We start from the raw sequence: 26,325 nt of genomic DNA, 5'->3' as shown, positions 1-26,325 counted from the left end.
CGGTAATTGTCATCAGATTATGCTCAAAACATGGCACCAACAAGCCATAAAATGCTGGAACGTGTCGACATCCATCACAATTGCACCCATACAATAATGCGGCATCACGCCAACGCCCCACACGCTGAAGGACACCCATGGAATCCCTCGCCTTTCTTGCCCCAGCCACGCTCTACATGCTGTCGATGACCCTGACACCGGGGCCCAACAACGTCATGCTGACGGCTTCCGGAGCCAATCATGGCTATTGGCGCACCCTGCCGCATATCTTCGGCATCATGATCGGCTGCCTGGTGCTGTTCATCGGCATCGCGCTGGGACTGGGACTGGTCTTCGAGCGCTACCCCATCGTGCAGACACTGCTCAAGGTGTTGGGGAGTGGCTATCTGCTCTATCTGGCCTGGAAGATTGCCATGGCCCCACCCCCCGACCTGTCGAGCCGACAGGATGCACGGCCGATGAGCTTTCTGGCAGCCGCGCTGTTCCAGTTCGCCAACCCCAAGGCCTGGGTCATGGGTATCGCGCTGATGGCGGGCTTTCTCCCGGAAGACGGGCCGGTGTGGCTCAACGCGATTCTGCTGGCGAGCTTCGCGGAACTGGTGGCGCTGCCCTGCATCTCCCTGTGGGCAGGCTTCGGCACCGCCATCGGGCGTCTGCTGAATACCGAGCGCGCCTGGAGGATCTTCAACCGCGTGATGGGGGCACTGACGGCCTCCTGCGTCATCTTCATCCTGGGCTGATCGTCGCTGGCCTGCGAGGGACGGCAGTACATCACGGATATCGAACACTGTTCGCATCACCACTGTTTTCCCTCGCGATGTTCGCTAGACTGTCAGGACGCTTTTTACACGCCCGCACAGGATGCTCCTCCATGCTGACGCTCTATGGTGATCGCCGCTCCGGTAACTGCTACAAGGTCGAGCTGCTGCTGCACCTTCTCGAACGCCATCACCATTACATCGAAGTCGACATTCTGGCCGGCGATACTCGCACGCCGGAATTCCTGACCCGCAACGTCAATGGCAAGATCCCGCTGCTGGAGCTGCATCGCGGTGAGACACTGTCAGAGTCCAACGCCATCCTGAACTACCTCGCCGATGGCAGCGATTATCTGCCGAGTGACCCCTTCCTGCGTGCCAAGGTGCTGCAGTGGCAGTTCTTCGAGCAATACAGCCATGAGCCCTACATCGCCACTGCCCGCTTCATCAATCGCTACCTCGGTTTGCCCGAGGAACGCCGTGACGAGTACGCCGCCAAGCAGGAGGGCGGCAAGCGTGCCCTGCGGGTGATGGAGCACCATCTCGCCGAACATGACTGGCTGGTAGGGGATCAGTTCACGATCGCCGACATTTCCCTTTATGCTTATACGCATGTCGCTGATGAAGGCGGTTTCGAGCTGGACGACTATCCCGCCGTGCGCGCCTGGCTCTCGCGTGTCGCGGCGCGCCCGGGCCATTTCGATATCCCGCGCGACTGATATCTTCTCCAGCTGGCAGCCCCAGCGACCACCGGCTCACCTTCCATGACAGGCTCGTCGATGCTACCCGTCACCTATCGCCCCATGACACCCGCCGACCACTCGGCCTTCATGCACATGATGGAGGCCACCCCGGGGGTGGTGATCCGCAAGGCAGATGAGTATGCCGCCGTCGAGCGCTATCTGATCCGCAACCCCGGCATGAGCCACTTGGCCCTCTCCGGCGTGCGGCTGGTGGGATGTGCCATGTCCGGGCATGATGGCAAGCGCGGCTACCTGCAACATGTGATGACGGCCCCGGACATGCGAGGCCAGGGGATCGCGAGAACATTGGTCGAGCGCTGCCTGGACGCCCTGGCACAGGAAGGCATCGACAAGGTGCACCTGGATACCCTGCATGACAATCATGAGGCCCACCGCTTCTGGGAGCGTCTGGGCTGGGCGAATCGCAATGCCGAGATCGTGCGCTTCTCGCGCCTGCTGGTGGACGACCCCAACGCCTGACCTCTCTCGCTGATTTCCCGCAACCCTCGCTGAGCAAGGAGCTCTGACGTGCAATTTCTCGAAAATGACGACCTCGGCAAGTTGATCCTGCGCCTGACTCTGGGACTGCTGTTGCTGTTCCACGGCCTCTCGAAACTGCTCGGTGATGGCGGCACGCTGAGCTGGATCGCCGGCGAGCTGGAGAAGATGGGGATTCCAGGCGTGGTGGCCTATGGGGTCTACATCGGCGAGATCATTGCGCCCATCATGCTCATCCTCGGCGTGCACGCCCGCATCGCCGGCCTGATCGTCGTCGCCAACATGCTGTTCGCCATTGCGGTGGCTCACATGGGGCAGCTGCTGAGCCTGTCATCGTCCGGTGGCTGGGCATTGGAACTGCAAGGCTTCTTCCTCGCCAGCGCACTGGCCGTCGTCTTTCTCGGCAGTGGCCGCTTCGCGGTGCAGGAGGACTGATGGCCGACGTCGTCACTGCCAGCACCTATTGCGAGAATGCTCCCCAGCACCCGATTCATGGTCCCTATCATGATCACGAATACGGCTTCCCGGTCAGCGATGACCGGGTACTGTTCGAGCGTTTCGTGCTGGAGATCAACCAGGCCGGCCTTTCCTGGCTGACGGTACTCAAGAAGCGCGAGGCCTTTCGCGAGGCCTACGAGAATTACGATATCGCGCGTATCGCCGCCTATGGAGATGAAGAGCGCGCGCGCCTGTTGAGCGATGCCGGCATCATCCGCAACCGCCTCAAGGTCAATGCCGTGATCCACAACGCGGGCGTGGTACTGCAGATGAAGGACTCGCACGGCAGCTTTCTCCAGTGGCTGGATGCCCATCATCCGCAACCCTTGTCCGCCTGGGTCAAGCTGTTCAAGAAGACCTTCCGCTTCACTGGTCCCGAGATCGTCAACGAGCTGCTGATGAGCTGCGGCTATCTGCCGGGCTGTCATCGTGACGACTGTCCGGTTCAGGCTCGCGTGCTGGACGCCGGCCCGCGCTGGGCCGAGCCGGGTGCCCTGGAGGCGATCCATGCGGATGCCTGACACCAGCTCGTCCTCTTCACTCCCCCTTCCCTCTCGCAGGTAGCCCGCCGATGGACTCCCTTACCCAGATCTGCCTCGGAGCCGCCGTGGGCGGTGCCGTCATGGCGCCCGCCATCCGACACTTGCCCGTCGAAAGACGCGGCGCTGCCATCCGTCATGCATTGCTCGGTGGAGCGGCACTCGGCACCCTGCCCGATCTCGACGTGATGATCGATTACGGCGACGCCGTCGCCAATTACACCCATCATCGCGGCTTCAGCCATTCCCTGCCGGTGCTGGGGCTGCTGGGCATTCTGCTCGGCTGGCTGCTCGCCCGTCTTCCACGCCTGGCACCATTGGGGCGTGGCCGCCTGATCGCCTACTGCCTGCTGTGCCTGGTCACGCACCCGCTGCTGGATGCCTTCACCACCTATGGCACCCAGCTGCTGTGGCCATGGCCAAGCCGACCGGTGAGCCTGGCCAGCATCTTCATCATCGACCCGCTCTACACCCTGCCGCTGCTGATCACCGGCCTGTGGGTCGCCATACGCGGTCACGCGGGACGATTGCTGGCCACTGGCCTGATGCTCTCGAGCCTCTATCTTGGCTGGGGGCTGGCCGCCAAGAGCTGGGTGGAACATCGCATGGCGCCGGTATTGGCCAGTCAGGGGTTCACGGACGCCCCACGCATGGTGCAGCCCACGCCCTTCAACAGCCTGCTATGGCGGGTCAGCGTGGTCACGCCGCTGGCGGATCACGAGTGGATGGTCGGTGTCTTCGATTCCGACGAGCAATTGATGGCACTGGCGCGACGGGATTTCCCGCGCCAGCCAGCGCTGGATGCCGAGGTCGGGAAGCTTGAGGATGGACAGCGTCTGCGCTGGTTCGCCGCGCCCTACCTGCGGGCGAGCCGCGAGCGGACATCAGAGGGTGAGACGCTGCTGGCGGTGACCGATACCCGCCTGGGCTCGCCCGGCTATCACCCCTTCCGTTTCGCGCTGGCCCGCCAGACCAGCACACGTGAATGGCATTCTCTGGACGACAGCCAGCGACTGCCCAGTCAGCGTGTCGATCGCGCTGCCTTGCTGAGCCTCTGGCAAGCCATCCATGACCCGGCATCCCGCATGCAGCCAAGCCAGCGCACCGTCTCTGCCACGCCCTCCAGCCCCTCGGCCGAGACAAGATAAAGCGCCGCTGATGAAGGCCCGAGAGACGACAACGCCCGCCATGGAAGCCATGGCGGGCGTTGTCGTCTCAGTACTGCAAAGACGATCAACCGAGGTACTTGATCATCACCCCCGCGGCTACCGCCGAGCCGATCACGCCGGCCACGTTCGGCCCCATGGCATGCATCAGCAGGAAGTTGTGCGGGTTGTACTCGAGCCCGACCTTGTTGGAGACACGTGCCGCCATCGGCACCGCCGAGACACCCGCCGAACCGATCAACGGATTGATGGGAGTCTTGGAGATCTTGTTCATCAGCTTGGCCATCAGTACCCCGCAGGCCGTGCCGATACCGAAGGCGACCACGCCGAGGGCCAGAATGCCCAGCGTCTCCACCGCCAGAAACTTGTCGGCCTGCAGCTTGGAGCCCACCGACAGTCCCAGGAAGATGGTAGTGATGTTGATCAGCGCGTTCTGGGCGGTATCCGACAGACGCTCCACCACACCGCACTCGCGCATCAGGTTACCGAAGCAGAACATGCCCAGCAGCGGTGCGGCGTCCGGCAGCAGCATCGCCACCATGATCAACAGCACCAGCGGGAACAGGATCTTCTCGGTCTTGGAGACCGGACGCAGCTGCGTCATCACCAGGCTGCGTTCCTTGGCGGTGGTCAGCGCGCGCATGATCGGCGGCTGGATCATCGGCACCAGTGCCATGTAGGAGTAGGACGCCACGGCGATCGCCCCCAGCAGCTCCGGTGCCAGCAGACTGGCGACGTAGATGGAGGTCGGGCCGTCCGCACCGCCGATGATGCCGATGGCCGCCGATTGCTGCAGGCTGAAGTCCATCAGCCCCATCGAGGTCAACGCCACCGCGCCCAGCAGCGTCGCGAAGATGCCGAACTGCGCCGCCGCCCCGAGGAACAGGGTCTTGGGGTTGGCCAGCAACGGACCGAAATCCGTCATCGCCCCAACGCCCATGAAGATCACCAACGGCGCGATGCCGGAAGCGATCGCCACGCTGTAGAAGCTGTACAGCATGCCGTTGGAGAAGCCACCATCCAGCGCCATGTTGCTGGCCTGCTGCTTGAGCACTGCGGGAATCTCGCCATGCAGTGCCTGCTCCACCGCGTGGCGCGCCTCATCCAGCGGCAGGCTGGCGATGTTGACGTTGAGCAGATTGGCCATCGAAGCCAGCAGCTCCGGCTTGCCGAGATGCGCCGCCTGCTCGGCAGCAGACAGCGCCAGTCCGGCTTCCGGAATGTTGGCCAGAATGCCACCGAAGCCGATCGGCACCAGCAGCAGGGGTTCGAAGTTCTTGCGGATCGCCAGATAAAGCAGGCCAAGGCCGATGACGATCATCGCCAGCTGGCCGAAGCTCATGTTGTAGAGCCCCGAGCCGTGCCAGAGGTTGAGTATCTTGTCCATGTCGTGTCGCCTTGCAGAGGAGCATCACCGACCGGCCCGTCGTGCATGCCGACGGGCCGGACACACCGGCTCAGAGGGTGATCAGAACGTCGCCGACACTGACACTGTCGCCTTCCTTGACCTTCACCGCGGAGACGGTACCGGCCTGGTGGGCACGGATCTCGGTCTCCATCTTCATGGCCTCGAGAATGATCACGACATCTCCTTCCACCACGCTGTCACCGACGGCGACATTGACCTTGAAGATGTTGCCCGCCAACGGCGCATTCACCGGCTCACCGGAGGCGGCCTGGGCGGCAGGTGCCGCGGCTGCCGGAGCCGATGCCGCAGGCTCGCTGGCCTGCACCTGGGTGATGTCTCCGCCTTCGGCGACCTCGACGACATACTGCTTGCCGTTGACGTTCAGGGTGTAGGTCTGCGGGCCGCTCGACGCGCCTTGAGCACTGACGGCCGGAGCACTAGAGACCGGCGCTGCGGCGGCCTTGGATGCCTTGTCATCGACAGCCTGCGGGGCGGGCTCGAAGGCATCCGGGTTGCCACGGTTGCGCAGGAACTTGAGGCCGATCTGCGGGAAGAGCGCGTAGGTCAGCACGTCATCGGTCTCGCGTTCGCCGCTCTCCAGCGCGATACCTTCCTCCTTGGCCTTGCCCTTGAGCTCCTCACGCAGACGCTCCATCTCCGGCGTCAGGTTGTCTGCCGGGCGGCAGGTGATCGGCTCGGCGCCTTCCAGCACGCGGGACTGAAGTTCGCTGTCGAAGGGTGCCGGCGCCGCGCCATATTCACCCTTGAGCAACGCCTGCACTTCCTTGGAGATCGACTTGTAGCGCTCACCCATCATCACGTTCATCACCGACTGGGTGCCGACGATCTGTGAGGTCGGGGTCACCAGCGGGATATAGCCCAGGTCCTTGCGTACGCGTGGTATCTCGGCGAGCACGTCATCCAGCTTGTCACCGGCGCCCTGCTCCTTGAGCTGGCCTTCCATGTTGGTGAGCATGCCACCCGGCACCTGGGCGACCAGAATGCGCGAGTCGATACCGCGCAGACTGCCCTCGAATGCCGCGTATTTCTTGCGCACTTCGCGGAAGTAGGCCGCGATATCCTCGAGCTTCTCGAGGTCCAGTCCGGTATCGCGCTCGGTGCCTGCCAGCATCGCGACGACCGATTCGGTCGGGCTGTGGCCGTAGGTCATCGACATCGAGGAGATGGAGGTGTCGACGTTGTCGATGCCCGCCTCGATGGCCTTGAGAGCCGTGGCGGTGGAAAGCCCGGTGGTGGCATGGCACTGCATGTGGATCGGGATCGACAGGCTCGCCTTGAGGCGCGAGACCAGCTCGAAGGCGGTATACGGCGTCAGCAGGCCCGCCATGTCCTTGATCGCCAGCGACTGGGCCCCCATGGACTCGATCTTCTGCGCCAGCTCCACCCACATCTCCAGCGTGTGCACGGGGCTCACGGTGTAGGAGATGGTGCCCTGGGCATGCTTGCCCTGATCCAGCACTGCCTTGAGCGGACGCTCGAGGTTGCGCGGGTCATTCATCGCGTCGAAGACACGGAAGACATCGACACCGCTGGTCGCGGCACGCTTGACGAAGGCATCCACCACGTCATCGGCGTAATGACGATAGCCGAGCAGGTTCTGGGCGCGCAGCAGCATCTGCTGCTGAGTCTTGGGCATCGCTTCCTTCAAGGCACGTATGCGCGCCCAGGGGTCTTCGCCCAGGTAGCGAATGCAGGCGTCGAAGGTCGCGCCGCCCCAGCTCTCCAGCGACCAGAAGCCGATGTCGTCCAGCTTGGCGGCGATCGGCAGCATGTCATCGAGGCGCATGCGCGTGGCCAGCAATGACTGATGCGCGTCGCGCAGTACCACATCCGTGATGCCCAGCGGTTGCTTGTCCATGAGTGATCCCTTGTTCTTTATAATGTGGATATCGAGTTCTGCCGTGGCGGCAGGCTTGCCTTTCACTGCGCCTGCCACACAGAATATTGCACTCGAGAGGTGGTCTCCCCACCGGACGGCTCATGATAGAATCGCCGCTTTCTCGCTGCGGTGTCGCTCCGGCGCTCCGAGAGTACCAGCAGCACCGACGACTTCCGCGAGATCTCAGTGCTTGTGATGATCCTGGCGAAAGCGGTGAATCGCCGCCGCCATGACAGCCGTCAGTTCGCTGTCATCCTCTGCTGCAGGTGCCGCCGAGACAGGCGCGCGCGTCGTGCGCGGTGCAGCCGGTAGCGGCGCGGGCGCAAAACGGTCCACCAGCTTGGCCATCGCCATCATGGCGACTACCAGCAGACTTAGAAACACGAACACGAACCCCATCCCGAACACCATCAGGTTCAAGCCTTCACCGAGCAGATCATTCTCTTGCATGCCAGTGTCCTCGAGTCATTCTCGTCATCGCGCCAATCAGGGTGCGGCATGAGCGATGATTGCCCATGCCTTCGATGATGCTCGACACGTCCAAGCGTTCACGCCGTTGCGTCGCTGGCCACTGTCGACACCCCATGCAGCGGCATTCAGTGCTTGTTGATCGCTTTAAAGTGCCTGATTCCACGGCAATTGCAATGACACCATCGTTGACCCCACAAGCCCTCGCGCGGGCTGGCCGCATCGGCATCGCGCCGATGGAAGGCGTGATTGATGACATCACGCGCGAATGTCTCACCGGCCTTGGCGGCTATGACTGGTGTGTGACGGAATTCGTGCGCGTGACGCATGTCAAGCTACCGCCTCGCGTCTTCAAGCGTATCTGCCCGGAGCTGCTGGAAGCCTCCCCGACACGGACGGCACGCACACGACACGACACACCGGTCGCATTGCAGCTGTTGGGTGCTGACCCCGAGGCGCTGGGCATCAACGCTCGCGTCGCGGCACGCCTGGGGGCACCCAGCGTCGACATCAACTTCGGCTGCCCGGCCAAGACCGTCAACCGTCACGACGGAGGCGCAGCCCTGCTGCGCTCGCCGGACCGCGTCTTTCGTGCGGTGGAGGGCGTGCGCGATGCCCTCAAGGGCACCGGGGTACCCGTCACGGCCAAGATTCGCCTCGGCTTCAACGACCGTCGCCTGGCACTGGCATGCGCTCAGGCAGCCCAGGCCGGGGGCGCCACGCAGCTGGTCGTGCATGGGCGCACCAAACAGGAAGGCTATCGTCCGCCAGCGCACTGGGAATGGATCGGCAAGATCACGTCCGAGCTCTCCATTCCGGTCGTTGCCAATGGGGACATCTGGGACATGCCCTGCTACTGGCGGGCTCGCACACTGTCCGGCTGTCGCGATGTGATGCTGGGGCGTGCCGCCCTGGCCGACCCCTTCCTCGCGGCGCGCATCAAGCACTGGCAGATGACCGGGGAGTTGCTGCCCGAGACGGACTGGACACAGCGTGCACAGGTGCTGCTCTCCCACGCCGAACGCTGCGCTCATCTGCCTGACAAGGTGATGGTGCCGCTGCTCAAGCAGTGGATGAACATGATGCGCCAGAGCGGCAACGAGGAAGCGGAACGTCGCTTCCAGGCCATCAAGCGCCACAAGGGGCGCGCCGAATTCTTCACCGGTCTGGTTGCAGGTACCTCGCTGGCATTGGCGCCGAGTCTGTTGACATCGGTGACCCGCATGCCGGAATCCGCCGACTTGCCCGCCCTCGCCTGATCCGTCCGAAACAAAAAAAGGCGCCCCTCGCGAAAAGGGCGCCCTAGCGATCGTCCGCCCGAAGGCGTGACATCACAGTCAAGGAAAACGGGGAACTGTCAGACATGACATGAAGGCAAGGATCGAGGCCATGCCGGCTGAGACCGAAGATGCCTGACTTTTCTTCAGACGAAGAAAAACCCGCTTCAGTGAAGCGGGTTTTTCAATTGGCGCGCCCTGGAGGATTCGAACCTCCGACCGCCTGATTCGTAGTCAGGTACTCTATCCAGCTGAGCTAAGGGCGCATAAACCTTGAAATCTGTGGCCTGAGCATTTCAAATGTCTTCAGGACTTGACTTGCGAGTATTGTGTCTTTCCAACACCGTCTTGCATTGCAGTGGCGCGCCCTGGAGGATTCGAACCTCCGACCGCCTGATTCGTAGTCAGGTACTCTATCCAGCTGAGCTAAGGGCGCATCTTACTGCATTTGTACCTAATGGCGGAGAGAGAGGGATTCGAACCCTCGATAGGGCTATAAACCCTATACTCCCTTAGCAGGGGAGCGCCTTCAGCCACTCGGCCACCTCTCCTCATCAGGTACGGCGCATATCTTACTCATTTGATTGGGCTTTGTCTAGCCCCTGTGTCGATTTTTTGGCTTCGATGCAGAACATCTCATCACCATTCGACAACAGGCTCGAGGCTGCGCGCCCCCAAGCAATCTCCCCGCATGAACCAGAACATGACGATGGCTAGCCTGTCGTCGCGTCTCGTTCGAGGGAGCGGGAATAATACCCAAGAAGAAGTCGTCTGTCTCCCCCTTTCCAGGAAAAAAGTGAATTTTTTCCTTATGGAACACTGACTTGACGCTCAGCCGCCCATTCAGCTCTGTCTGATGCCTCCGACGCATGCATCTGAGCCTGAACGGATCGAGTCACTCAGGCCGCCAGGACCGGGCAACGCCCAGACCGCACAGACCATATCCCAGAAACACGAACGCCAACCAGGTGGACAGCGTGGTTGGCGTTCGTGTGGTGCTCTCGAGAGTATCCGGAGCCATCTGGTGGGCATGACATGCCATCAGGCGATGGCATCACCGTTGTCTTCCTTCTCGCGCTGGATACGCTGATAGATCTCTTCACGATGGACGGCGACGTCCTTGGGTGCGTTGACACCGATTCGCACCTGATTTCCCTTCACACCGAGCACGGTGACGGTGATGTCATCACCAATCATCAGCGTTTCACCTACTCTACGGGTCAGGATGAGCATGACTGATCTCCTTGTCAGTAATTCATACAGCCGGGACGGCAACAGGATTCGAAGTCAGCGACCGGCAGGGACGAGCCGGCCACCGAGGTGCATGAGGCCTGGAGATTATGCGTCATGCATGCTCCGACGGCCAACACCACCCCTTCATATCAACTGAATGACTCGTTGAATGAAAGCACCCGACACACCGGCTCTCCCCCAGAAGGTGCGATCGCCAATGTATCGGGTGCATGAGGCAGGGCCCCTGGCGCTCCTTGCCGGGCCTCACTTCCATGCAGTGCAGTCCCTGGCGGAAGGACGAGCCACCCACGGGTGGCAAGTCACTTCATCTGAGCACCATTGTGCTGATCATTCAATGCAAATCAGGCAGTCTCGTCGCTGACGGCTTCCGCATCCAGGCCGAAGGCGGTGTGCAGTGCACGCACGGCCAGCTCCATGAACTTCTCGTCGATCAGAACGGAGATCTTGATCTCGGACGTGGACACCATGCGGATGTTGATGCCCTCTTCCGCCAGCACGCGGAACATCTTGGAGGCGACACCGGCATGGGAACGCATGCCGACACCGACCAGCGAGACCTTGGCGATATTGTCATCGCCTCTGAGCTCCCCACCGCCGACGGACGGAATGACCGTCTCGTTGAGGATGCGTTGGGTCGCCTTGAAGTCGCTCTTGGCCACCGTGAAGGAGAAGTCGGTCGTATTGCCGTCCGGGGAGACGTTCTGGACGATCATGTCGATCTCGATGTTGGAATCGGCGATCGGGCCCAGAATCTTGGAGGCGACACCCGGAATGTCCGGCGTGTTGAGCAGGGTCAGCTTGGCTTCGTTGACATTGAAGGCAATGCCGGAGATCAGCGGTTCTTCCATGTTGTCTTCTTCCTCAGCGACGATCAGGGTACCCGGGCCATCCTCGAAGGAAGACAGCACACGCAGGGGAACATTGTACTTGCCGGCGAATTCCACCGAACGGATCTGCAGGATCTTGGAGCCAAGGCTCGCCATTTCCAGCATTTCCTCGACGGTCACCGTTTCCAGACGACGTGCCTTGGAGCACACACGTGGATCAGTGGTGTAGACACCATCGACATCGGTATAGATCTGACACTCGTCCGCCTTGAGGGCTGCCGCCAGGGCGACGCCGGTGGTGTCCGAGCCACCGCGCCCCAGTGTCGTGATATTGCCTTCATCATCGACCCCCTGGAAGCCAGCGACCACCACGACCTTGCCAGCATCGAGGTCTTCGCGCAGGTCATCGGTGTCGATGCGCTGGATACGCGCCTTGGTGTGCGCGCTATCGGTACGAATGCCTACCTGAGCGCCGGTATAGGAGGTCGCGTCGACACCGATCTTCTGCAGTGCCATGGCCAGCAGGGAGATGGTCACCTGCTCACCGGTAGAGACCAGCATGTCCATTTCGCGCGGCGTCGGGTCATCGTTGATCTCGCTGGCGAGACCGATCAGTCGGTTCGTCTCGCCACTCATGGCTGAGACGACCACGACAACCTGATGGCCTTCGTCGCGGAATCGCTTGACCTTCTCGGCGACGGCCTTGATCCGCTCCACCGAGCCGACCGAAGTGCCTCCGAACTTCTGAACGTATAGCGCCATGTGCGTTTCCGTTATCCGTGTCCGTTTGCGTTGTCCCCACATGAGACTCATGCGGGCCCAAAAAGAGGCCGGGTCTCCTCACGAGAAGCCCGGCCTTCATCTTGTCTTCTTACCCCAGCTGGGCGTCTACCCAGGCTGGCACGCCGGCCAGTGCCCCGGGAAGCGATGCGGCATCACTGCCACCGGCCTGCGCCATGTCAGCACGACCACCGCCCTTGCCACCGACCTGCTCAGCCACGTGACGCACCAGATCACCCGCCTTGATGCGCGAGGTCAGATCATCGGTGACGCCCGCAATCAGGCTGACCTTGTCACCATCCGCGACGCCAAGCACCAGAATGCCGGAACCCAGCTTGGATTTCAGGTCATCCATCAGGCCACGCAACTCCTTGCCGGAGACGCCTTCGACCTGCTTGGCCAGCACCTTGAGCCCCTGGACATCCGCGATGTCGCTCAGCATGTCACTGGCAGAGGCGGACGCCAGCTTGGCCTTCAGACGCTCAAGCTCCTTCTCGAGACCGCGGTTGCGCTCAAGCAGACTGGTGACACGCTCCTCGACCTGCTCCGGCTTGGCCTTGAGGCGCTCGCCCAGACGAGTCAGGGTCGCTTCCTGCGCCAGCAGGAAATCACGTGCCGCACGGCCAGTGATGGCTTCGATACGGCGCACGCCGGAGGCGATGCCAGTCTCGGCGATGATGTGCATCTGACCGATGTCACCACTGCGCCTGACGTGAGTCCCGCCACACAGCTCGATGGAGAAGGCATTCTGACCGATGGTCAGCACGCGGACCTGCTCACCATACTTGGCATCGAAGAGTGCCGCCGCGCCGCGCGCCTTGGCTTCATCGAGAGTCATGAACTCGATGGTGGTCTCGGCGTTGGCGAGAATCTGCACATTGACGATGCGCTCGACCTCGGAGAGCTGTTCTGCGGTCATCGCCTCAAAGTGACTGAAGTCGAAGCGCAGGCGCTCGGCCGTCACCAGCGAGCCCTTCTGCTGGACGTGCTCACCCAGCACCTGGCGCAGCGCTTCATGCAGCAGGTGCGTGGCGGAGTGGTTGCGCACGGAGGCAGCACGCAGGTCTGCATCGACCTGCGGACGCACCGCGTCGCCCACCGCGAGCGAACCTTCGATCAGCACACCGTGATGCAGATGATGTCCGGCCTGCTTCTGGGTATCGCTGACCTGGAAACGGCCGCCCTCCAGATGCAGATAACCGGTATCGCCCGCCTGACCACCGGACTCGCCATAGAACGGCGTGGTATCGAGTACCACGATGCCCTTGGTATCGGCCTCGAGACGCTCGAGCGCATTGCCTTCGCTGTCGAACAGCGCGGTGACGGTCGCCTCACCCTCGAGGTGATCATAGCCGGTGAATTGCGTCTCGCCTTCCAGCGTCAGGTTGGCGGAATAGTCGCCCCCGAAATTGCTGGCAGCACGTGCACGCTCACGCTGAGCTTCCAGCGCGGCCTCGAAACCGGCCTCATCGAGGATCAGTTCGCGCTCGCGGCAGATGTCGGCGGTCAGGTCGTAGGGGAAGCCGTAGGTATCGTAGAGCTTGAAGATGGTTTCGCCGTCGAGGGTATTGCCATCCAGCTCGGCGATGGCCTCCTCGAGCAGCTTCATGCCGTGCTCCAGCGTACGCGCGAACTGCTCCTCTTCCTTGAGCAGCACACGCTCGATCTGCTCACGCGCAGAGCGCAGTTCCGGATAGGCATCGCCCATCTCGGCATCCAGCGCCGCGACCAGCTTGTAGAAGAAGCTGCCGCGCGCGCCCAGCTTGTGACCATGACGCACGGCACGGCGAATGATGCGGCGCAGCACGTAGCCACGCCCTTCGTTGGACGGCAGCACGCCATCGGCGATCAGGAAGGCACACGAACGGATGTGATCCGCCACCACGCGCAGCGAGGGAGTGGTGATGTTGTCGTGACCGATGATCTCGGCCGCCGCCGCCAGCAGATTCTGGAACAGGTCGATCTCGTAGTTGGAGTGCACGCCCTGCATCACGGCCGCGACGCGCTCCAGCCCCATGCCGGTATCGATGGACGGCTTAGGCAGCGGGTTCAGCGTGCCTTCGGCATCACGATCGAACTGCATGAAGACCAGGTTCCAGATCTCGATGTAGCGGTCGCCATCTTCGTCCGGGCTGCCCGGCGGGCCACCGGCGACGTCTTCACCGTGATCATAGAAGATCTCGGAAGACGGGCCACAGGGGCCGGTGTCGCCCATCTGCCAGAAGTTGTCCTCGTCGAGACGCGAGAAGCGGTTCTGATCGATGCCGACCTCGTTGAACCAGATGTCACGGGCTTCGTCATCACTGACGTGCACGGTGACCCACAGCTTCTCCTTCGGCAGGCCCAGCTCTTCGGTCAGGAACTTCCAGGCGAACTGGATGGCTTCGCGCTTGAAGTAGTCACCGAAGCTGAAGTTGCCCAGCATCTCGAAGAAAGTGTGGTGACGTGCGGTGTAACCGACGTTGTCCAGGTCATTGTGCTTGCCGCCGGCGCGCACGCAGCGCTGTGCGGAGGTGGCACGGCTGTAGCCACGCGGATCACGGCCCAGGAAGACATCCTTGAAGGGCACCATGCCGGCGTTGGTGAACAGCAGGGTCGGGTCGTTGTTCGGCACCAGAGAACTGGTGGGAACGATGGTATGCCCCTGCTTCTCGAAATAGGTCAGGAAGGCGTTTCTGATTTCTGCGCTTTTCATAGAGGTTCCGTAGCGATGTGCGTAAAGACGCTCCGGGGGTCTTCTTCTGCATGACTTCCGCATGGTTTTTGCATGTTCATCCATGTGGGAATGCATGGAGGTGCAATGAAAAGCATGAAAGAAGGCGCCTGCCCCGTGCCGTCGCAAGACGACCTAGTATAACGCCTGTTCGCGCAAGCTAAAGGGGGGGAAATGGCTTGAGTGACCGGTTTGCGCGTTCCGAGCCATTGCCTGGGCAATGGCTGGCCTCACGCCTCGTCTTCCGTCCAGGCGGACTCCATGGCGTAGCGCAACTGCTCGTAGTCGAAGCCGCGCTGGAGCAGGAAGCGCTCTCGGCGCGCACGCTCCTTGTGACCCTCGCCCGCTGAGGAAAAGCGCCTTGCCAACGTCTCGCGCGCCAGCTCGAAGAAGTCCACCGCATCAACATGTCCGAAGGCATCAGGCACCGGATCACAGGCAGCACGCATCACGGCACCTGACGTCTCGTTGTCGATGCCACGCTGGCGCAACTCCTGCTGGATACGCCTGGGGCCCTGCCCCCTCAGCACCCGTGTCCGCAGGAAGCTGGCGGCGAAGCGCTCATCGGATTGCAGGCCTTCCTCGACCAGACGCTCCAGCACTTCCTCGATCAGCAGCTCGACCTCATCACGACTCAAGCGCGTCTCGGCGCCCTCCTCGCCACTCGCGGACTGCTCCGCCAGCGCATCATCGCTGACGGTCTGCAGGTAGTCGCGCTCCTTGAGATAGTCGTGCAGCTCGCGACGGCTGTGCTCGCGGCGTGCCAGACGTGCGATGGCGTCATTGCGGGCACGCCGTTGCGGCGTCATCGCGCCGACATCGAGGGGCTGATAGTCTGGCCCGGCGGTCTCTCTTTCCTGATCGTGCATGTTGGCGCTCCTTTCTGGAGGGGCACCCGAGATGGCGAAATCCCCGGTGCAAAACGCACAGCGCCCGCCACCGAAAACGGGGCGGGCGCTGCAGATCACTGAAAGGCGCTGAAATCAGCGCTCAATGAACACGTTCTCGAGCAGGTCTCAATCGAGATCCAGATCATCTTCATTTTCGGCGACCACTTCTTCCTTGGCCTCTTCCTTGGTTTCCGGAGAAGCCAGCAGCTGGGCGCGAATCTGGCTCTCGATCTCTTCCATGATCGCGGGGTTGTCCTCCAGATACTGGGCGGAGTTGGCCTTGCCCTGACCGATCTTGCTGCCCTGGTAGCTGTACCAGGCACCTGCCTTGCCGACCAGACCACACTGCACGCCCAGATCAATGACCTCACCGGCGTGGTAGATGCCCTTGCCGTAGAGAATCTGGAACTCGGCCTGGCGGAACGGCGGCGCGACCTTGTTCTTCACGACCTTGACGCGAGTCTCGTTACCGGTGACTTCATCGCCGGACTTCACGGAGCCGGTACGACGGATGTCGAGACGGACACTCGAGTAGAACTTCAGCGCGTTACCACCGGTGGTGGTTTCCGGGCTACCGAACATCACCCCGATCTTCATGCGGATCTGGTTGATGAACACTACCATGCAGTTGGCATTCTTGATGTGGCCCGTCACCTTGCGCAGCGCCTGGGACATCAGACGCGCCTGCAGGCCGACGTGGGAGTCACCCATCTCACCCTCGATCTCGGCACGCGGCGTCAGGGCTGCCACGGAATCGACGATGATGACGTCGACACCACCGGAACGCACCAGCATGTCGACGATCTCGAGTGCCTGCTCACCGGTATCCGGCTGGGAGACCAGCATCTCGTCCAGATTGACGCCCAGCTTCTCGGCGTAGGACGGATCCAGCGCGTGCTCGGCATCGATGAAGGCACACACCTTGCCCTGCTTCTGGGCCTGGGCGATGACCGAGAGCGTCAGTGTCGTCTTGCCCGAGGATTCCGGACCGTAGATCTCGACCACTCGACCGAAAGGCAGGCCACCGATGCCGAGCGCGATATCCAGGCCCAGAGACCCGGTGGATACCGACGGGATGGCCACACGCGGGGCATCGCCCATGCGCATGACGGCGCCCTTGCCGAACTGGCGCTCGATCTGGGACAGCGCCGCGTTCAGCGCCTTGGTACGATTGTCGTCCTGTGCCATGTGGCCTCCTGTCGAACGGCGGCGCCGCATGGGCAACCACCTGAAATAGGAAATTCTCAAGCTTCGGGTGATGCAGAGACTGTCAGCCTAGCGGCTGGGCTGTCATGGCAAAACCCTGTATACATGGACAGTATGATGCCGCATGTTTCATCGTTCTGCCAGTCCGGTGATGCGCTTTTTCAGGCAGCAGTCTCAACGCAGAGGGTTGCATGCGTCTCGAGCCTCACCAGTTCAGCCCTGCCAGGCTTCCACGCATTCGATCAAGCCTTGCAATGCCACCCTCACGGCGGCGTCGCGCACGGCCTGGCGGTCTCCCGGAAAGTGGAAACACCGCGCCTGCTGTCGCGCCTCACTGCCCCATGCCAGCCACACCGTCCCCACGGGCTTTTCTTCACTGCCGCCTCCCGGACCCGCCACACCACTGATTGCCACCCCCAATTCGGCACCGCTGTCACGACACGCTCCCTTGACCATCTCGCGCACGACGGCCTCGGAGACTGCCCCGAAGTCCGCGAGCGATGCTTCGCTGACGCCGAGCAGACGCCGCTTGGCAGCATTCGAGTACGTCACATAGCCCGCCTCGAAATAGCCGGAGCTACCGGAAATCGCCGTGATCGCGGCACTCACGCCACCCCCGGTGCATGACTCTGCAGCAGTGATCTGGACTCCGCGCGCCAATGCCAGCGCCTGCAGCTGCTCGGCCAGTGCATTCGCATCCGGTGCCTCGGACGTCGTATCCGTCAATCGGGCCATGAACGAACTCCTTTCTAGAAGTGGTCTGAGGAAAAGGGAAGCGAGCAGGAGGCATCACAGGCATTGGAGCCGGCCGCGCCAGTCCGTAGAATATCGCGCATCCCGCATGCCGTGTTCTCGCATGTGCGTCTTTTTCCCATTGCAGTGCAGTCAAGGAAGTCCATGGCCATGGCCAAGAACAGCGCGCCCCAGATGACGCCGATGATGGCGCAGTACATGAAGATCAAACGCGAGCACCCCGGTGTGCTGCTGTTCTATCGCATGGGCGACTTCTATGAGCTGTTCCATGAGGACGCCAAGCGAGCCGCGCAATTGCTCGATATCACCCTGACGGCACGTGGCAGCTCCGGCGGCTCCCCCATTCCCATGGCAGGGGTGCCTTATCACAGCGCCGAGGGTTACCTGGCACGCCTGGTGAAAATGGGCGAATCCGTGGCCATCTGCGAGCAGATCGGCGACCCCGCGACCACCAAGGGTCCCGTCGAGCGCAAGGTGGTGCGCATCGTCACACCGGGCACCCTGCATGACGAGGCGCTTCTGGATGCCAGCCGTGACAATCTGCTGGTGGCGCTGCATCGAGACGGTGAGACCTGGGGCCTGGCGGCACTGGAGCTTTCCTCAGGACGCTTCAGCGTACTGGAAGTCAATGGCGATGAAGAACTGCTGGCCGAGATCCAGCGTCTGTCACCCGCCGAGCTGATGGTCGGCGAGAGTCGTGAACTGCCAAGCAGTCTTGCCTCACGCCCGGGCCTGACCCGTCAGAGCGACTGGCATTTCGACCATGAGACCGCGTTGCGCCTGCTGTGCGATCAGTTCGGCGTTCAGGACCTCAATGGTTTCGGTTGCAGTCATCTGACCTGCGCGGTCACCGCTGCTGGTGCCCTGCTCGACTACGCGCGTGACACGCAGCGCACCGGTCTGCCCCACGTGACGGCGCTGGCCGTGGAGAGTCGCGACGATTCGGTCGTGATCGATGCCGCCAGCCGTCGCAACCTCGAGATCGACACCAACCTGGGCGGCAGCAGCGACAACACGCTGGCCAGTGTGCTGGACGTGACTGCCACCGCGATGGGCTCACGCCTGCTCAAGCGCTGGCTCAACCGCCCGCTGCGCGATCAGACCCAGATCGGCCAGCGCCAGGCGGCAGTGCAGCGCTTGATGGAGGGCGACTACCCATTCGAACTGCAAGGCCTGCTCAAGCGGATCGGCGATGTGGAGCGCATCCTGGCGCGTGTTGCACTGCGCAGCGCCCGCCCGCGGGACATGGCGCGCCTGCGTGATGGCCTCAATACACTGCCAGAGCTGCGTGCCGTGCTCGCCAGCGTCGAGAAAGGCAGTGCCATCGATGACCTGCGCGATGGCATCCGCCTGTTCCCCGCCCTCTCGGCCATGCTCAGCGAAGCGCTGATCGAGAATCCGCCGGTCGTGCTGCGCGATGGCGGGGTGATCGCCGATGGCTACGACGATGAGCTGGACGAGTATCGCGGCCTCTCCGAGAACGCCGGTCAGTATCTGGTGGCCCTCGAGACCCGTGAGCGTGAGCGCACCGGCATCAGCAACCTCAAGGTCGGCTACAACCGCGTGCATGGTTACTTCATCGAGCTGCCGCGCTCCCAGTCAGCGGAAGCTCCGCCGGAATACATCCGCCGCCAGACGCTCAAGAATGCCGAGCGCTTCATCATCCCGGAACTCAAGGAATTCGAGGACAAGGCGCTGTCGGCCAAGTCCAAGTCGCTGGCCCGCGAGAAGCTGCTGTATGAGCACCTTCTGGATGACCTGAATACCGAACTGGATGGCCTGCAGCAGACGGCACGCGCCCTGGCGTCACTGGATGTGCTCACCGCCTTTGCTGATCGCGCCGCCGCACTGGACTTCGTCCGCCCGCAGCTCAGCGACACGCCGGGAATCGACATCGAAGGCGGCCGCCACCCTGTGGTGGAACATGTCAGCGACCACCCCTTCGTGCCCAACGACGTGCGCTTTGACGATGCGCGCCGCATGCTGGTGATCACCGGCCCCAACATGGGCGGTAAATCCACCTACATGCGTCAGACCGCGCTGATCGCACTGCTCGCGCATACCGGCAGCTTCGTACCCGCCGCTCGCGCCTGCATCGGCCCGCTGGATCGCATCTTCACGCGTATCGGCTCCTCGGATGACCTGGCCGGTGGCCGCTCGACCTTCATGGTCGAGATGACCGAGACTGCCAGCATCCTGCACAACGCCACCGACGAGAGTCTGGTGCTGATGGATGAGATCGGTCGCGGCACCTCGACCTTCGATGGCCTGTCATTGGCCTGGGCAAGCGCCGAGCACCTGGCCCGCACGCGCGCCTTCACGCTGTTCGCGACCCATTATTTCGAGATGACGGCACTCCCCGAGCACGTCGATGGCGTGGCCAACGTTCACCTGACCGCCGCAGAGCATGACGATGGCATCGTCTTCATGCACCGTGTCGAGGAGGGGCCGGCAAGCCAGAGTTATGGCCTGCAGGTTGCCCAGCTGGCCGGGGTCCCGCAGAACGTCATCCTGCGTGCACGTGAGAAATTGACCAGTCTCGAGCAGCAGGAGGTCGATCGTCCGCAGGTTGCCCGTGAAGATGCACTCGGCCAGCCAGTACCGCAGCAGAATGATCTCTTCGCGGCACCGCCTCACCCGATCGTCGAAGCCTTGACCCAGCTGGACCCGGATGACCTGAGCCCCAAGCGGGCACTGGAACTCATCTATGAATGGCGCAAGATCCAGTAAGCGGCGGAGTGAGTCGACTGACAAGTCGCATGACACCATGCGCCTGCCGACACTCGACAGTGCGCGATGGGCATAGCACCATTCCAAAACGATCCGCCCACGCTGATTGCGAGGGCGGCAGAGCGCCACTAGAATAACGCCTTATAACACTCGCGCCGCTTATAACCTGAAACTCAAGATGCCGCTCAGACGGCACAGAGTGGCGCTGGACCACGACCTACGAGAGACGCCGACCCGCGTCAGGAGACCCAGATGGCATTCATCGTCACCGAGAACTGCATCCGCTGCAAATACACTGACTGCGTGGAGGTCTGCCCGGTCGATTGCTTCTATGAAGGCCCCAACTTCCTGGTCATCAACCCGGACGAGTGCATCGACTGCGCTCTGTGCGAGCCGGAGTGTCCCGCGGAAGCCATCTTCTCCGAGGACGAAGTGCCGGAGAATCAGAAGGAATTCATCGAGCTGAATGCCGATCTGGCCGAAGTGTGGCCGAACATCAGCGAGAAGAAGGACGCCATGGAAGACGCCGAGAAGTGGGATGGTGTCGAAGGCAAGCTCGAATACCTGGAGCAGTAAATGCCCTGCCCGACCTGACCGGGCAAGCACCAGGTTCTCATCAAGACGGCAGCCACTCCCTCAGGGGTGGCTGCCGTCTTCGTCTTGAGCGCTCATGGTCAGCCAGCCCGGCGGGTGGGGCCGAAAAAAAGGCACAAAAAAGGGCAACCCCGAAAGGTCGCCCGCTCCAAGCGTGTCCCTGTCGATCCGTCCTGGATCGTGTTCCTGGGTGCTGTCCCTGCCCGTCATGGCATCCTGCCATTCAGAGCGCACCGTCACGCATGGGGCATTGTGGCACTGCTTGCGCAGCTGTCCCACCACAATGCCCGTTTCTGCTTATTGCCTGCCCTGCTGTCCTGCTCATGCAACTGCATCGCAGATGCATTGCCCGGCATCCTGCCCGTGCCGCTCCTGACCTGCCTCAGCTGACAGTCTCATGATGTTCCGTGATCTGACATCCTTGCCTCGGCATCCTGCCGTCGAGATTCTGCCGCTGATTGCCTCGTCTGCCTGACACGGATGATGTCCCGTCATCCGTCACTCCTGTGAAGGCGAGCTTCCTGACTGCATATCGGGTCGAGACCCATCAACCATCCCTGTCGTGATTGCGCGTCCGCTGCCAATGACGATACCGTCACTCTGGATCTTCCTGATCCGGTACTTCCTGTACCTGGCCATTCATCCGTGGTCCCTGGCCAATTCCTGCCCGCTCCTCGGACAAGATGCCATGCAGTGCAGCTGCTTCCGTCATCCTTGACGGTTCCTGTTCGCTGAACATCCTGTTCAGACGAGTCGGGCATCCTGCCCGACGTACTCCCTGGAAGATCATCAAGAGCATCCTGCTCAAGGGTGCGGTGTCCCGCCGCATCCCGCTTCCATGACGCTATTCTGGTCAGCAAGCCGTCATCAGGCAACTAGCCAAACCGCTCAGACGCATCGAGACAAACAAGGAAGCTTTTAGATAAAACTGTTGTAAAACAGTAATCTATAGAAAAACATACGATTGAACACGTATCCGGAGTGCAGCAGTTATCCTCTATGTCCTGCATATCTTGTAGGAAAAGGCTTACATGAACTGACTGCAGAGATGGGGAAAGTCCACGTACTTGAGACGCAACCTGCGCGGACAGCACGTGTAACGCACGACGGGGCCGTACCCGAAGGTGCGACCCCGTCATGTGGAAGCGTTGTGGATGCCGACGACCAAGACGGCATCCACAAGCCTGTCGCCTGCTTACTGGCCCTTGATCTCTTTCAGGCCATTGTAGGCGACATCGCCCAGCTGCTGCTCGATCACCAGCAGGCGGTTGTACTTGGCGACACGGTCAGAGCGGCACAGAGAACCGGTCTTGATCTGCCCGGCACAGGTACCCACGGCGAGGTCGGCGATGGTGGTGTCTTCGGTCTCGCCACTGCGGTGGGAGATGACCGCAGTGAAGCCAGCGGCCTGCGCCATCTTGATCGCATCCAGGGTCTCGGACAGTGAACCGATCTGGTTGAACTTGATCAGGATGGAGTTGCCGATGCCTTCATCGATACCACGGCTCAGGATGCGCGTGTTGGTGACGAACAGGTCATCACCGACCAGCTGCACCTTGTCGCCGAGCTTGTCGGTCAGCAGTTTCCAGCCTTCCCAGTCAGACTCGTCCATGCCGTCTTCGATGGACACGATGGGGTATTCGTCCGCCAGCTCGGCCAGGTAGTCGACGAAACCACGTGCATCGAAGCTCTTGCCTTCACCAGACAGATTGTACTGGCCATCCTTGTAGAACTCGGAGGAGGCACAATCCAGCGCCAGGGTCACGTCAGTGCCCAGCGTGTAGCCCGCATCGCTGACCGCCTGCTTGATGACCGCCAGCGCTTCGGCATTGGAGGCAAGGTTCGGTGCGAAACCACCTTCGTCGCCCACGGAAGTGCTCAGATCGCGGCCCTGCAGGACCTTCTTGAGCGCGTGGAAGATCTCGGCGCCGGTGCGCAGCGCTTCACGGAAGGTCGGCGCGCCGACCGGCTGGACCATGAACTCCTGGATGTCGACATTGTTGTCGGCATGCTCGCCGCCATTGATGATGTTCATCATCGGCACCGGCATGGAGTACTTGCCCGGCTGACCGTAGAGCTCGGCGATGTGAGCGTAGAGCTCGATGCCCTTGGCTTGGGCAGCTGCCTTGGCAGCGGCCAGGGAGACCGCGAGGATCGCATTGGCACCCAGAGATTCCTTGTTCTCGGTGCCATCCAGCGCCAGCATGGCGTCATCCAGCGCACGCTGGTCCAGTGCATCCATGCCCACGAGACGCTCGCGGATCGGGCCATTGACGGCTTCGACTGCCTTCAGCACACCCTTGCCCAGATAACGGCTCTTGTCGCCATCACGCAATTCCAGCGCTTCGCGCGAACCGGTGGAGGCACCGGAAGGCGCGCAGGCGCTGGCACGTTGTCCACCTTCCAGCACGACCTCGGCCTGTACGGTCGGGTTACCACGGGAATCGAGCACCTCAAGGGCGCGGATTTCGACGATATTGGCCATCTTGTGTCGTCCTCTACACGGGGGATTGAAACACCACGACGGGCATCTTGCCCATAGCGCAAAAAGGCCGCTCACAGGGTAGTGAACGGCCAGTAGTCATGTTCAGCGAATATCCAGCGGCGCAAAGCCCTTCACCAGCGAATCCAGCGATTGCAGCTGGCGCAGGAAGGGTTCGAGCTGATCCAGCGGCAATGCACAGGGGCCGTCACACTTGGCATTGTCCGGGTCCGGATGTGCCTCGAGGAACAGGCCTGCCAGCCCCAGCGCCACGCCGGAACGAGCCAGATCAAAGACCTGCTCACGACGACCACCGGCAGAATCGGCCCGCCCACCCGGGCGTTGCAGCGAGTGGGTGACATCGAACAGCACCGGCAGCCCCGTATCCTTCATCTCGGCCATGCCGAGCATGTCGACCACCAGATTGTTGTAGCCGAAGCTGGAGCCGCGCTCGCACAGCAGAATCCGGTCATTGCCCGCTTCACCGCACTTGGCGACGATATGGCGCATTTCGTGCGGGGCCAGGAACTGCGGCTTCTTGACGTTGATGACGGCACCGGTGCGCGCCATGGCCACGACCAGATCCGTCTGGCGCGCCAGGAAGGCGGGCAGCTGGATGACATCGGCCACTTCGGCCACGGCAGCTGCCTGATGAGGCTCGTGGACGTCAGTGATGATCGGCACGCCAAAGCGCGACTTGATCTCGGCGAGGATCTCGAGCCCCTTCTCCATCCCCGGCCCGCGATAGGAGTGCATGGAGCTGCGATTGGCCTTGTCGAAGCTGGCCTTGAAGACGTACGGCATGCCGAGGCGCGATGTCACCTCGACATATTGCTCGGCGACCTCCAGTGCCAGCTCACGCGATTCCAGCACGTTCATGCCACCGAAAAGCGTCATCGGCCGATCATTGGCGACTTGCAGGCCTGCAAATTCGATCACGCGTTGTTCGTTGCTCATCACTGCACCGTCCATCAAAAACGTTGCCCACCGGCGGCTCAGCCGCGATGCCCTTGCCTGCCGGACATTCTTGATGAGCCGCCGCGGAAAAGACCCACGGGCGCCACTCTGGCGTGACGCCCGGCGATCACCCTATCACTCGCCGCGAGTCCGCGCCGCCTTGTGATTGAGCGCCGCATTCACGAAGCCGGAGAACAGCGGGTGGCCATCACGCGGGGTGGAGGTGAACTCCGGGTGGAACTGACACGCGACGAACCACGGGTGGTCCGGCAGCTCGACCATCTCGACCAGCGAGTTGTCGACGCTGCGGCCCGAGAAGATCAGACCGGCTTCTTCCAGCGCCGGCACGAACTGGTCGTTGACCTCATAGCGGTGGCGGTGACGCTCGACGATCTCATCGCTGCCATAGGCCTGATGCGCCTTGGAGCCGTTGAGCAGACGACAGGCCTGACCGCCCAGACGCATGGTGCCGCCCAGGTCGGATGCCGCGTCACGAGTCTCGATCTTGCCTTCCGGCGTCAGCCATTCAGTGATCAGACCGACCACCGGGTGCTGGGTGTCGTGAGTGAACTCGGTGGAGTTCGCATCAGTCCAGCCGGCCACGTTGCGGGCAAACTCGATGACCGCGACCTGCATGCCCAGACAGATACCCAGATACGGCACCTTGTTCTCACGTGCGAAGCGTGCGGTGGCGATCTTGCCTTCCACACCCCGCTCGCCGAAACCGCCCGGCACCAGAACCGCGTCCTTGCCGATCAGACGATCGGTACCGTTGCGCTCGATCTCTTCGGAATCGATGAAGTCGACGTTGACCTTCACACGTCCCTGGATACCGGCATGAATCAGTGCCTCGTTCAGGGACTTGTAGGCGTCCAGCAGCTCCATGTACTTGCCGACCATCGCGATGTTGATGGTCTTGAGCGGGTTGAGCTTGGCATCCAGTACCGACACCCACTCGGACATGTCAGCCTCTTTGGCCTCCAGGCGCAGCTTGTCGCAGACAATCTCATCGAGACCGGCTTCATGCAACATCAGCGGAATACGATAGATGGTGTCGGCATCCTGCAGCGACACGACAGCACGTTCCTCGACATTGGTGAACAGCGAGATCTTGCGACGCTCGCTTTCCTCGATCTCGACTTCGCTGCGGCAGATCAGGATATCCGGCTGGATACCGATGGAGCGCAGCTCCTTGACGCTGTGCTGGGTCGGCTTGGTCTTGGTCTCACCAGCCGTCTTGATGTACGGCACCAGCGTGAGGTGCATGAAGATGGCACGCTCGCTACCCAGCTGGGCGCGCAACTGACGGATCGACTCCAGGAATGGCAGGGACTCGATGTCACCGACGGTGCCACCGATCTCGACCAGCGCGACGTCATAGCCTTCACCGCCAGCGATCACGCGACGCTTGATCTCGTCGGTGATGTGCGGGATGACCTGAACCGTTCCACCCAGGTAGTCGCCGCGGCGCTCCTTGCGCAGCACGTGCTCATAGACACGGCCGGTGGTGAAGTTGTTGCCCTGGGTCATGCGCGAGCGGATGAAACGCTCGTAGTGACCGAGGTCCAGATCGGTTTCCGCGCCATCTTCAGTGACAAAGACTTCGCCGTGCTGGAACGGGCTCATGGTGCCCGGATCGACGTTGATGTACGGATCCAGCTTGAGAATGGTGACCTTGAGGCCACGGGCCTCGAGAATAGCCGCCAGCGAAGCGGATGCGATGCCCTTGCCAAGCGAGGACACAACGCCGCCCGTCACGAAGATAAATCGTGTCATGGAAACCTGCCGAAAACGTGAGCTGTAGGAGAGATCCGGGGGAACGGATCAGGATGGGTCGCCAGTCTAGCGGAAAGGCTGCTCCGGCTCAATTTGATTGCCACTCCA

Annotated in this window: 21 protein-coding genes and 3 tRNA genes; 9 read left to right on the top strand and 15 right to left on the bottom strand. The window is 62.0% G+C overall.

The annotated features are described in order from the left end of the window. Window positions 1-137: 137 nt before the first annotated feature. The 6 genes from QD228_RS11990 to QD228_RS11965 all read left to right on the top strand — a co-directional run bounded on the left by QD228_RS11990 (window position 138) and on the right by QD228_RS11965 (window position 4,184). The gene (locus QD228_RS11990) at window positions 138-740 is read left to right on the top strand and encodes a LysE family translocator (RefSeq protein WP_141391943.1); all 603 of its coding nucleotides are present in this window, start codon (window positions 138-140) and stop codon (window positions 738-740) included. A gap of 131 nt (window positions 741-871) precedes the next feature. After that, complete coding sequence (locus QD228_RS11985; RefSeq protein ID WP_279875675.1) at window positions 872-1,477, top strand: glutathione S-transferase family protein; 606 nt, start codon at window positions 872-874, stop codon at window positions 1,475-1,477. A gap of 60 nt (window positions 1,478-1,537) precedes the next feature. Further along, entirely contained in the window at window positions 1,538-1,981 is a 444-nt protein-coding gene (locus tag QD228_RS11980; RefSeq protein ID WP_279875673.1) for a GNAT family N-acetyltransferase, read from the top strand. Between the two features lie 48 nt (window positions 1,982-2,029). Beyond that, entirely contained in the window at window positions 2,030-2,434 is a 405-nt protein-coding gene (locus QD228_RS11975) for a DoxX family protein (protein ID WP_077378001.1), read from the top strand. Next, a complete protein-coding gene (locus QD228_RS11970; protein ID WP_084207848.1) occupies window positions 2,434-3,018 on the top strand; it encodes a DNA-3-methyladenine glycosylase I in 585 nt (194 codons plus the stop codon). Before QD228_RS11975 ends, QD228_RS11970 begins: the two co-directional genes overlap by 1 nt. 50 nt (window positions 3,019-3,068) lie before the next feature. Then, on the top strand, window positions 3,069-4,184 hold the full coding sequence (locus QD228_RS11965; protein WP_279875671.1) for a metal-dependent hydrolase: 1,116 nt from the start codon (window positions 3,069-3,071) through the stop codon (window positions 4,182-4,184). An 85-nt stretch (window positions 4,185-4,269) separates the two neighbouring features. Here QD228_RS11965 and QD228_RS11960 read toward each other — a convergent pair whose 3' ends face one another. The 3 genes from QD228_RS11960 to QD228_RS11950 form a co-directional block, all read right to left on the bottom strand. Then, a complete protein-coding gene (locus QD228_RS11960; RefSeq protein WP_279875669.1) occupies window positions 4,270-5,589 on the bottom strand; it encodes a sodium ion-translocating decarboxylase subunit beta in 1,320 nt (439 codons plus the stop codon). A gap of 70 nt (window positions 5,590-5,659) precedes the next feature. Continuing rightward, window positions 5,660-7,489, bottom strand: a complete 1,830-nt coding sequence (oadA, locus tag QD228_RS11955) for a sodium-extruding oxaloacetate decarboxylase subunit alpha (protein WP_279875668.1) — start codon at window positions 7,487-7,489, stop codon at window positions 5,660-5,662. A gap of 204 nt (window positions 7,490-7,693) precedes the next feature. Next, the gene (locus QD228_RS11950; RefSeq protein WP_084207845.1) at window positions 7,694-7,960 is read right to left on the bottom strand and encodes an OadG family protein; all 267 of its coding nucleotides are present in this window, start codon (window positions 7,958-7,960) and stop codon (window positions 7,694-7,696) included. A gap of 254 nt (window positions 7,961-8,214) precedes the next feature. Between QD228_RS11950 and QD228_RS11945 the strand changes: the two genes are divergently transcribed. Continuing rightward, the gene (locus QD228_RS11945; protein ID WP_279875704.1) at window positions 8,215-9,237 is read left to right on the top strand and encodes a tRNA-dihydrouridine synthase family protein; all 1,023 of its coding nucleotides are present in this window, start codon (window positions 8,215-8,217) and stop codon (window positions 9,235-9,237) included. Window positions 9,238-9,444: 207 nt separating this feature from the next. On the opposite strand, the gene QD228_RS11940 is transcribed toward QD228_RS11945, so the two are convergent. From QD228_RS11940 to QD228_RS11900, 9 genes are all read right to left on the bottom strand, one after another. After that, window positions 9,445-9,521: transfer RNA gene (locus QD228_RS11940), tRNA-Arg, on the bottom strand. A gap of 93 nt (window positions 9,522-9,614) precedes the next feature. Further along, window positions 9,615-9,691 (bottom strand) — tRNA-Arg (locus QD228_RS11935). 22 nt (window positions 9,692-9,713) lie between these two features. Then, window positions 9,714-9,806, bottom strand: a tRNA-Ser gene (locus QD228_RS11930). Between the two features lie 490 nt (window positions 9,807-10,296). Next, the gene (csrA, locus tag QD228_RS11925; RefSeq protein WP_043332937.1) at window positions 10,297-10,488 is read right to left on the bottom strand and encodes a carbon storage regulator CsrA; all 192 of its coding nucleotides are present in this window, start codon (window positions 10,486-10,488) and stop codon (window positions 10,297-10,299) included. A gap of 362 nt (window positions 10,489-10,850) precedes the next feature. Beyond that, window positions 10,851-12,098, bottom strand: a complete 1,248-nt coding sequence (locus QD228_RS11920) for an aspartate kinase (protein WP_077377982.1) — start codon at window positions 12,096-12,098, stop codon at window positions 10,851-10,853. A gap of 109 nt (window positions 12,099-12,207) precedes the next feature. Beyond that, window positions 12,208-14,811, bottom strand: a complete 2,604-nt coding sequence (alaS, locus tag QD228_RS11915) for an alanine--tRNA ligase (RefSeq protein ID WP_279875667.1) — start codon at window positions 14,809-14,811, stop codon at window positions 12,208-12,210. A gap of 248 nt (window positions 14,812-15,059) precedes the next feature. Next, entirely contained in the window at window positions 15,060-15,698 is a 639-nt protein-coding gene (locus QD228_RS11910; protein ID WP_254696568.1) for a regulatory protein RecX, read from the bottom strand. 147 nt (window positions 15,699-15,845) lie between these two features. Next, entirely contained in the window at window positions 15,846-16,907 is a 1,062-nt protein-coding gene (gene recA / locus QD228_RS11905; RefSeq protein ID WP_077377977.1) for a recombinase RecA, read from the bottom strand. Between the two features lie 231 nt (window positions 16,908-17,138). Further along, window positions 17,139-17,660, bottom strand: a complete 522-nt coding sequence (locus QD228_RS11900) for a CinA family protein (RefSeq protein WP_084207843.1) — start codon at window positions 17,658-17,660, stop codon at window positions 17,139-17,141. Between the two features lie 168 nt (window positions 17,661-17,828). On the opposite strand from QD228_RS11900, the gene mutS reads away from it, so the two are divergent. Together mutS and fdxA are read left to right on the top strand one after the other, a co-directional pair. Beyond that, window positions 17,829-20,408 (top strand): DNA mismatch repair protein MutS, encoded by a 2,580-nt coding sequence (mutS, locus tag QD228_RS11895; protein WP_279875666.1) that lies wholly within the window; start codon window positions 17,829-17,831, stop codon window positions 20,406-20,408. Window positions 20,409-20,660: 252 nt separating this feature from the next. Continuing rightward, window positions 20,661-20,984, top strand: a complete 324-nt coding sequence (gene fdxA / locus QD228_RS11890; RefSeq protein ID WP_077377971.1) for a ferredoxin FdxA — start codon at window positions 20,661-20,663, stop codon at window positions 20,982-20,984. 1,213 nt (window positions 20,985-22,197) lie between these two features. On the opposite strand, the gene eno is transcribed toward fdxA, so the two are convergent. The 3 genes from eno to QD228_RS11875 form a co-directional block, all read right to left on the bottom strand. Continuing rightward, complete coding sequence (gene eno, locus QD228_RS11885) at window positions 22,198-23,487, bottom strand: phosphopyruvate hydratase (RefSeq protein ID WP_077377968.1); 1,290 nt, start codon at window positions 23,485-23,487, stop codon at window positions 22,198-22,200. Window positions 23,488-23,589: 102 nt separating this feature from the next. Further along, complete coding sequence (kdsA, locus tag QD228_RS11880; RefSeq protein WP_077377966.1) at window positions 23,590-24,441, bottom strand: 3-deoxy-8-phosphooctulonate synthase; 852 nt, start codon at window positions 24,439-24,441, stop codon at window positions 23,590-23,592. A gap of 135 nt (window positions 24,442-24,576) precedes the next feature. Then, window positions 24,577-26,217: a CTP synthase gene (locus tag QD228_RS11875; RefSeq protein WP_077377963.1), complete on the bottom strand. Its 1,641-nt coding sequence runs from the start codon at window positions 26,215-26,217 to the stop codon at window positions 24,577-24,579. Between the last annotated feature and the right edge of the window lie 108 nt (window positions 26,218-26,325).

Origin of the sequence: Cobetia sp. 3AK, from assembly GCF_029846335.1 — a bacterium.
GTDB classification, from domain to species: domain Bacteria; phylum Pseudomonadota; class Gammaproteobacteria; order Pseudomonadales; family Halomonadaceae; genus Cobetia; species Cobetia marina.
This window is presented reverse-complemented; position numbering and strand designations above follow the sequence as displayed.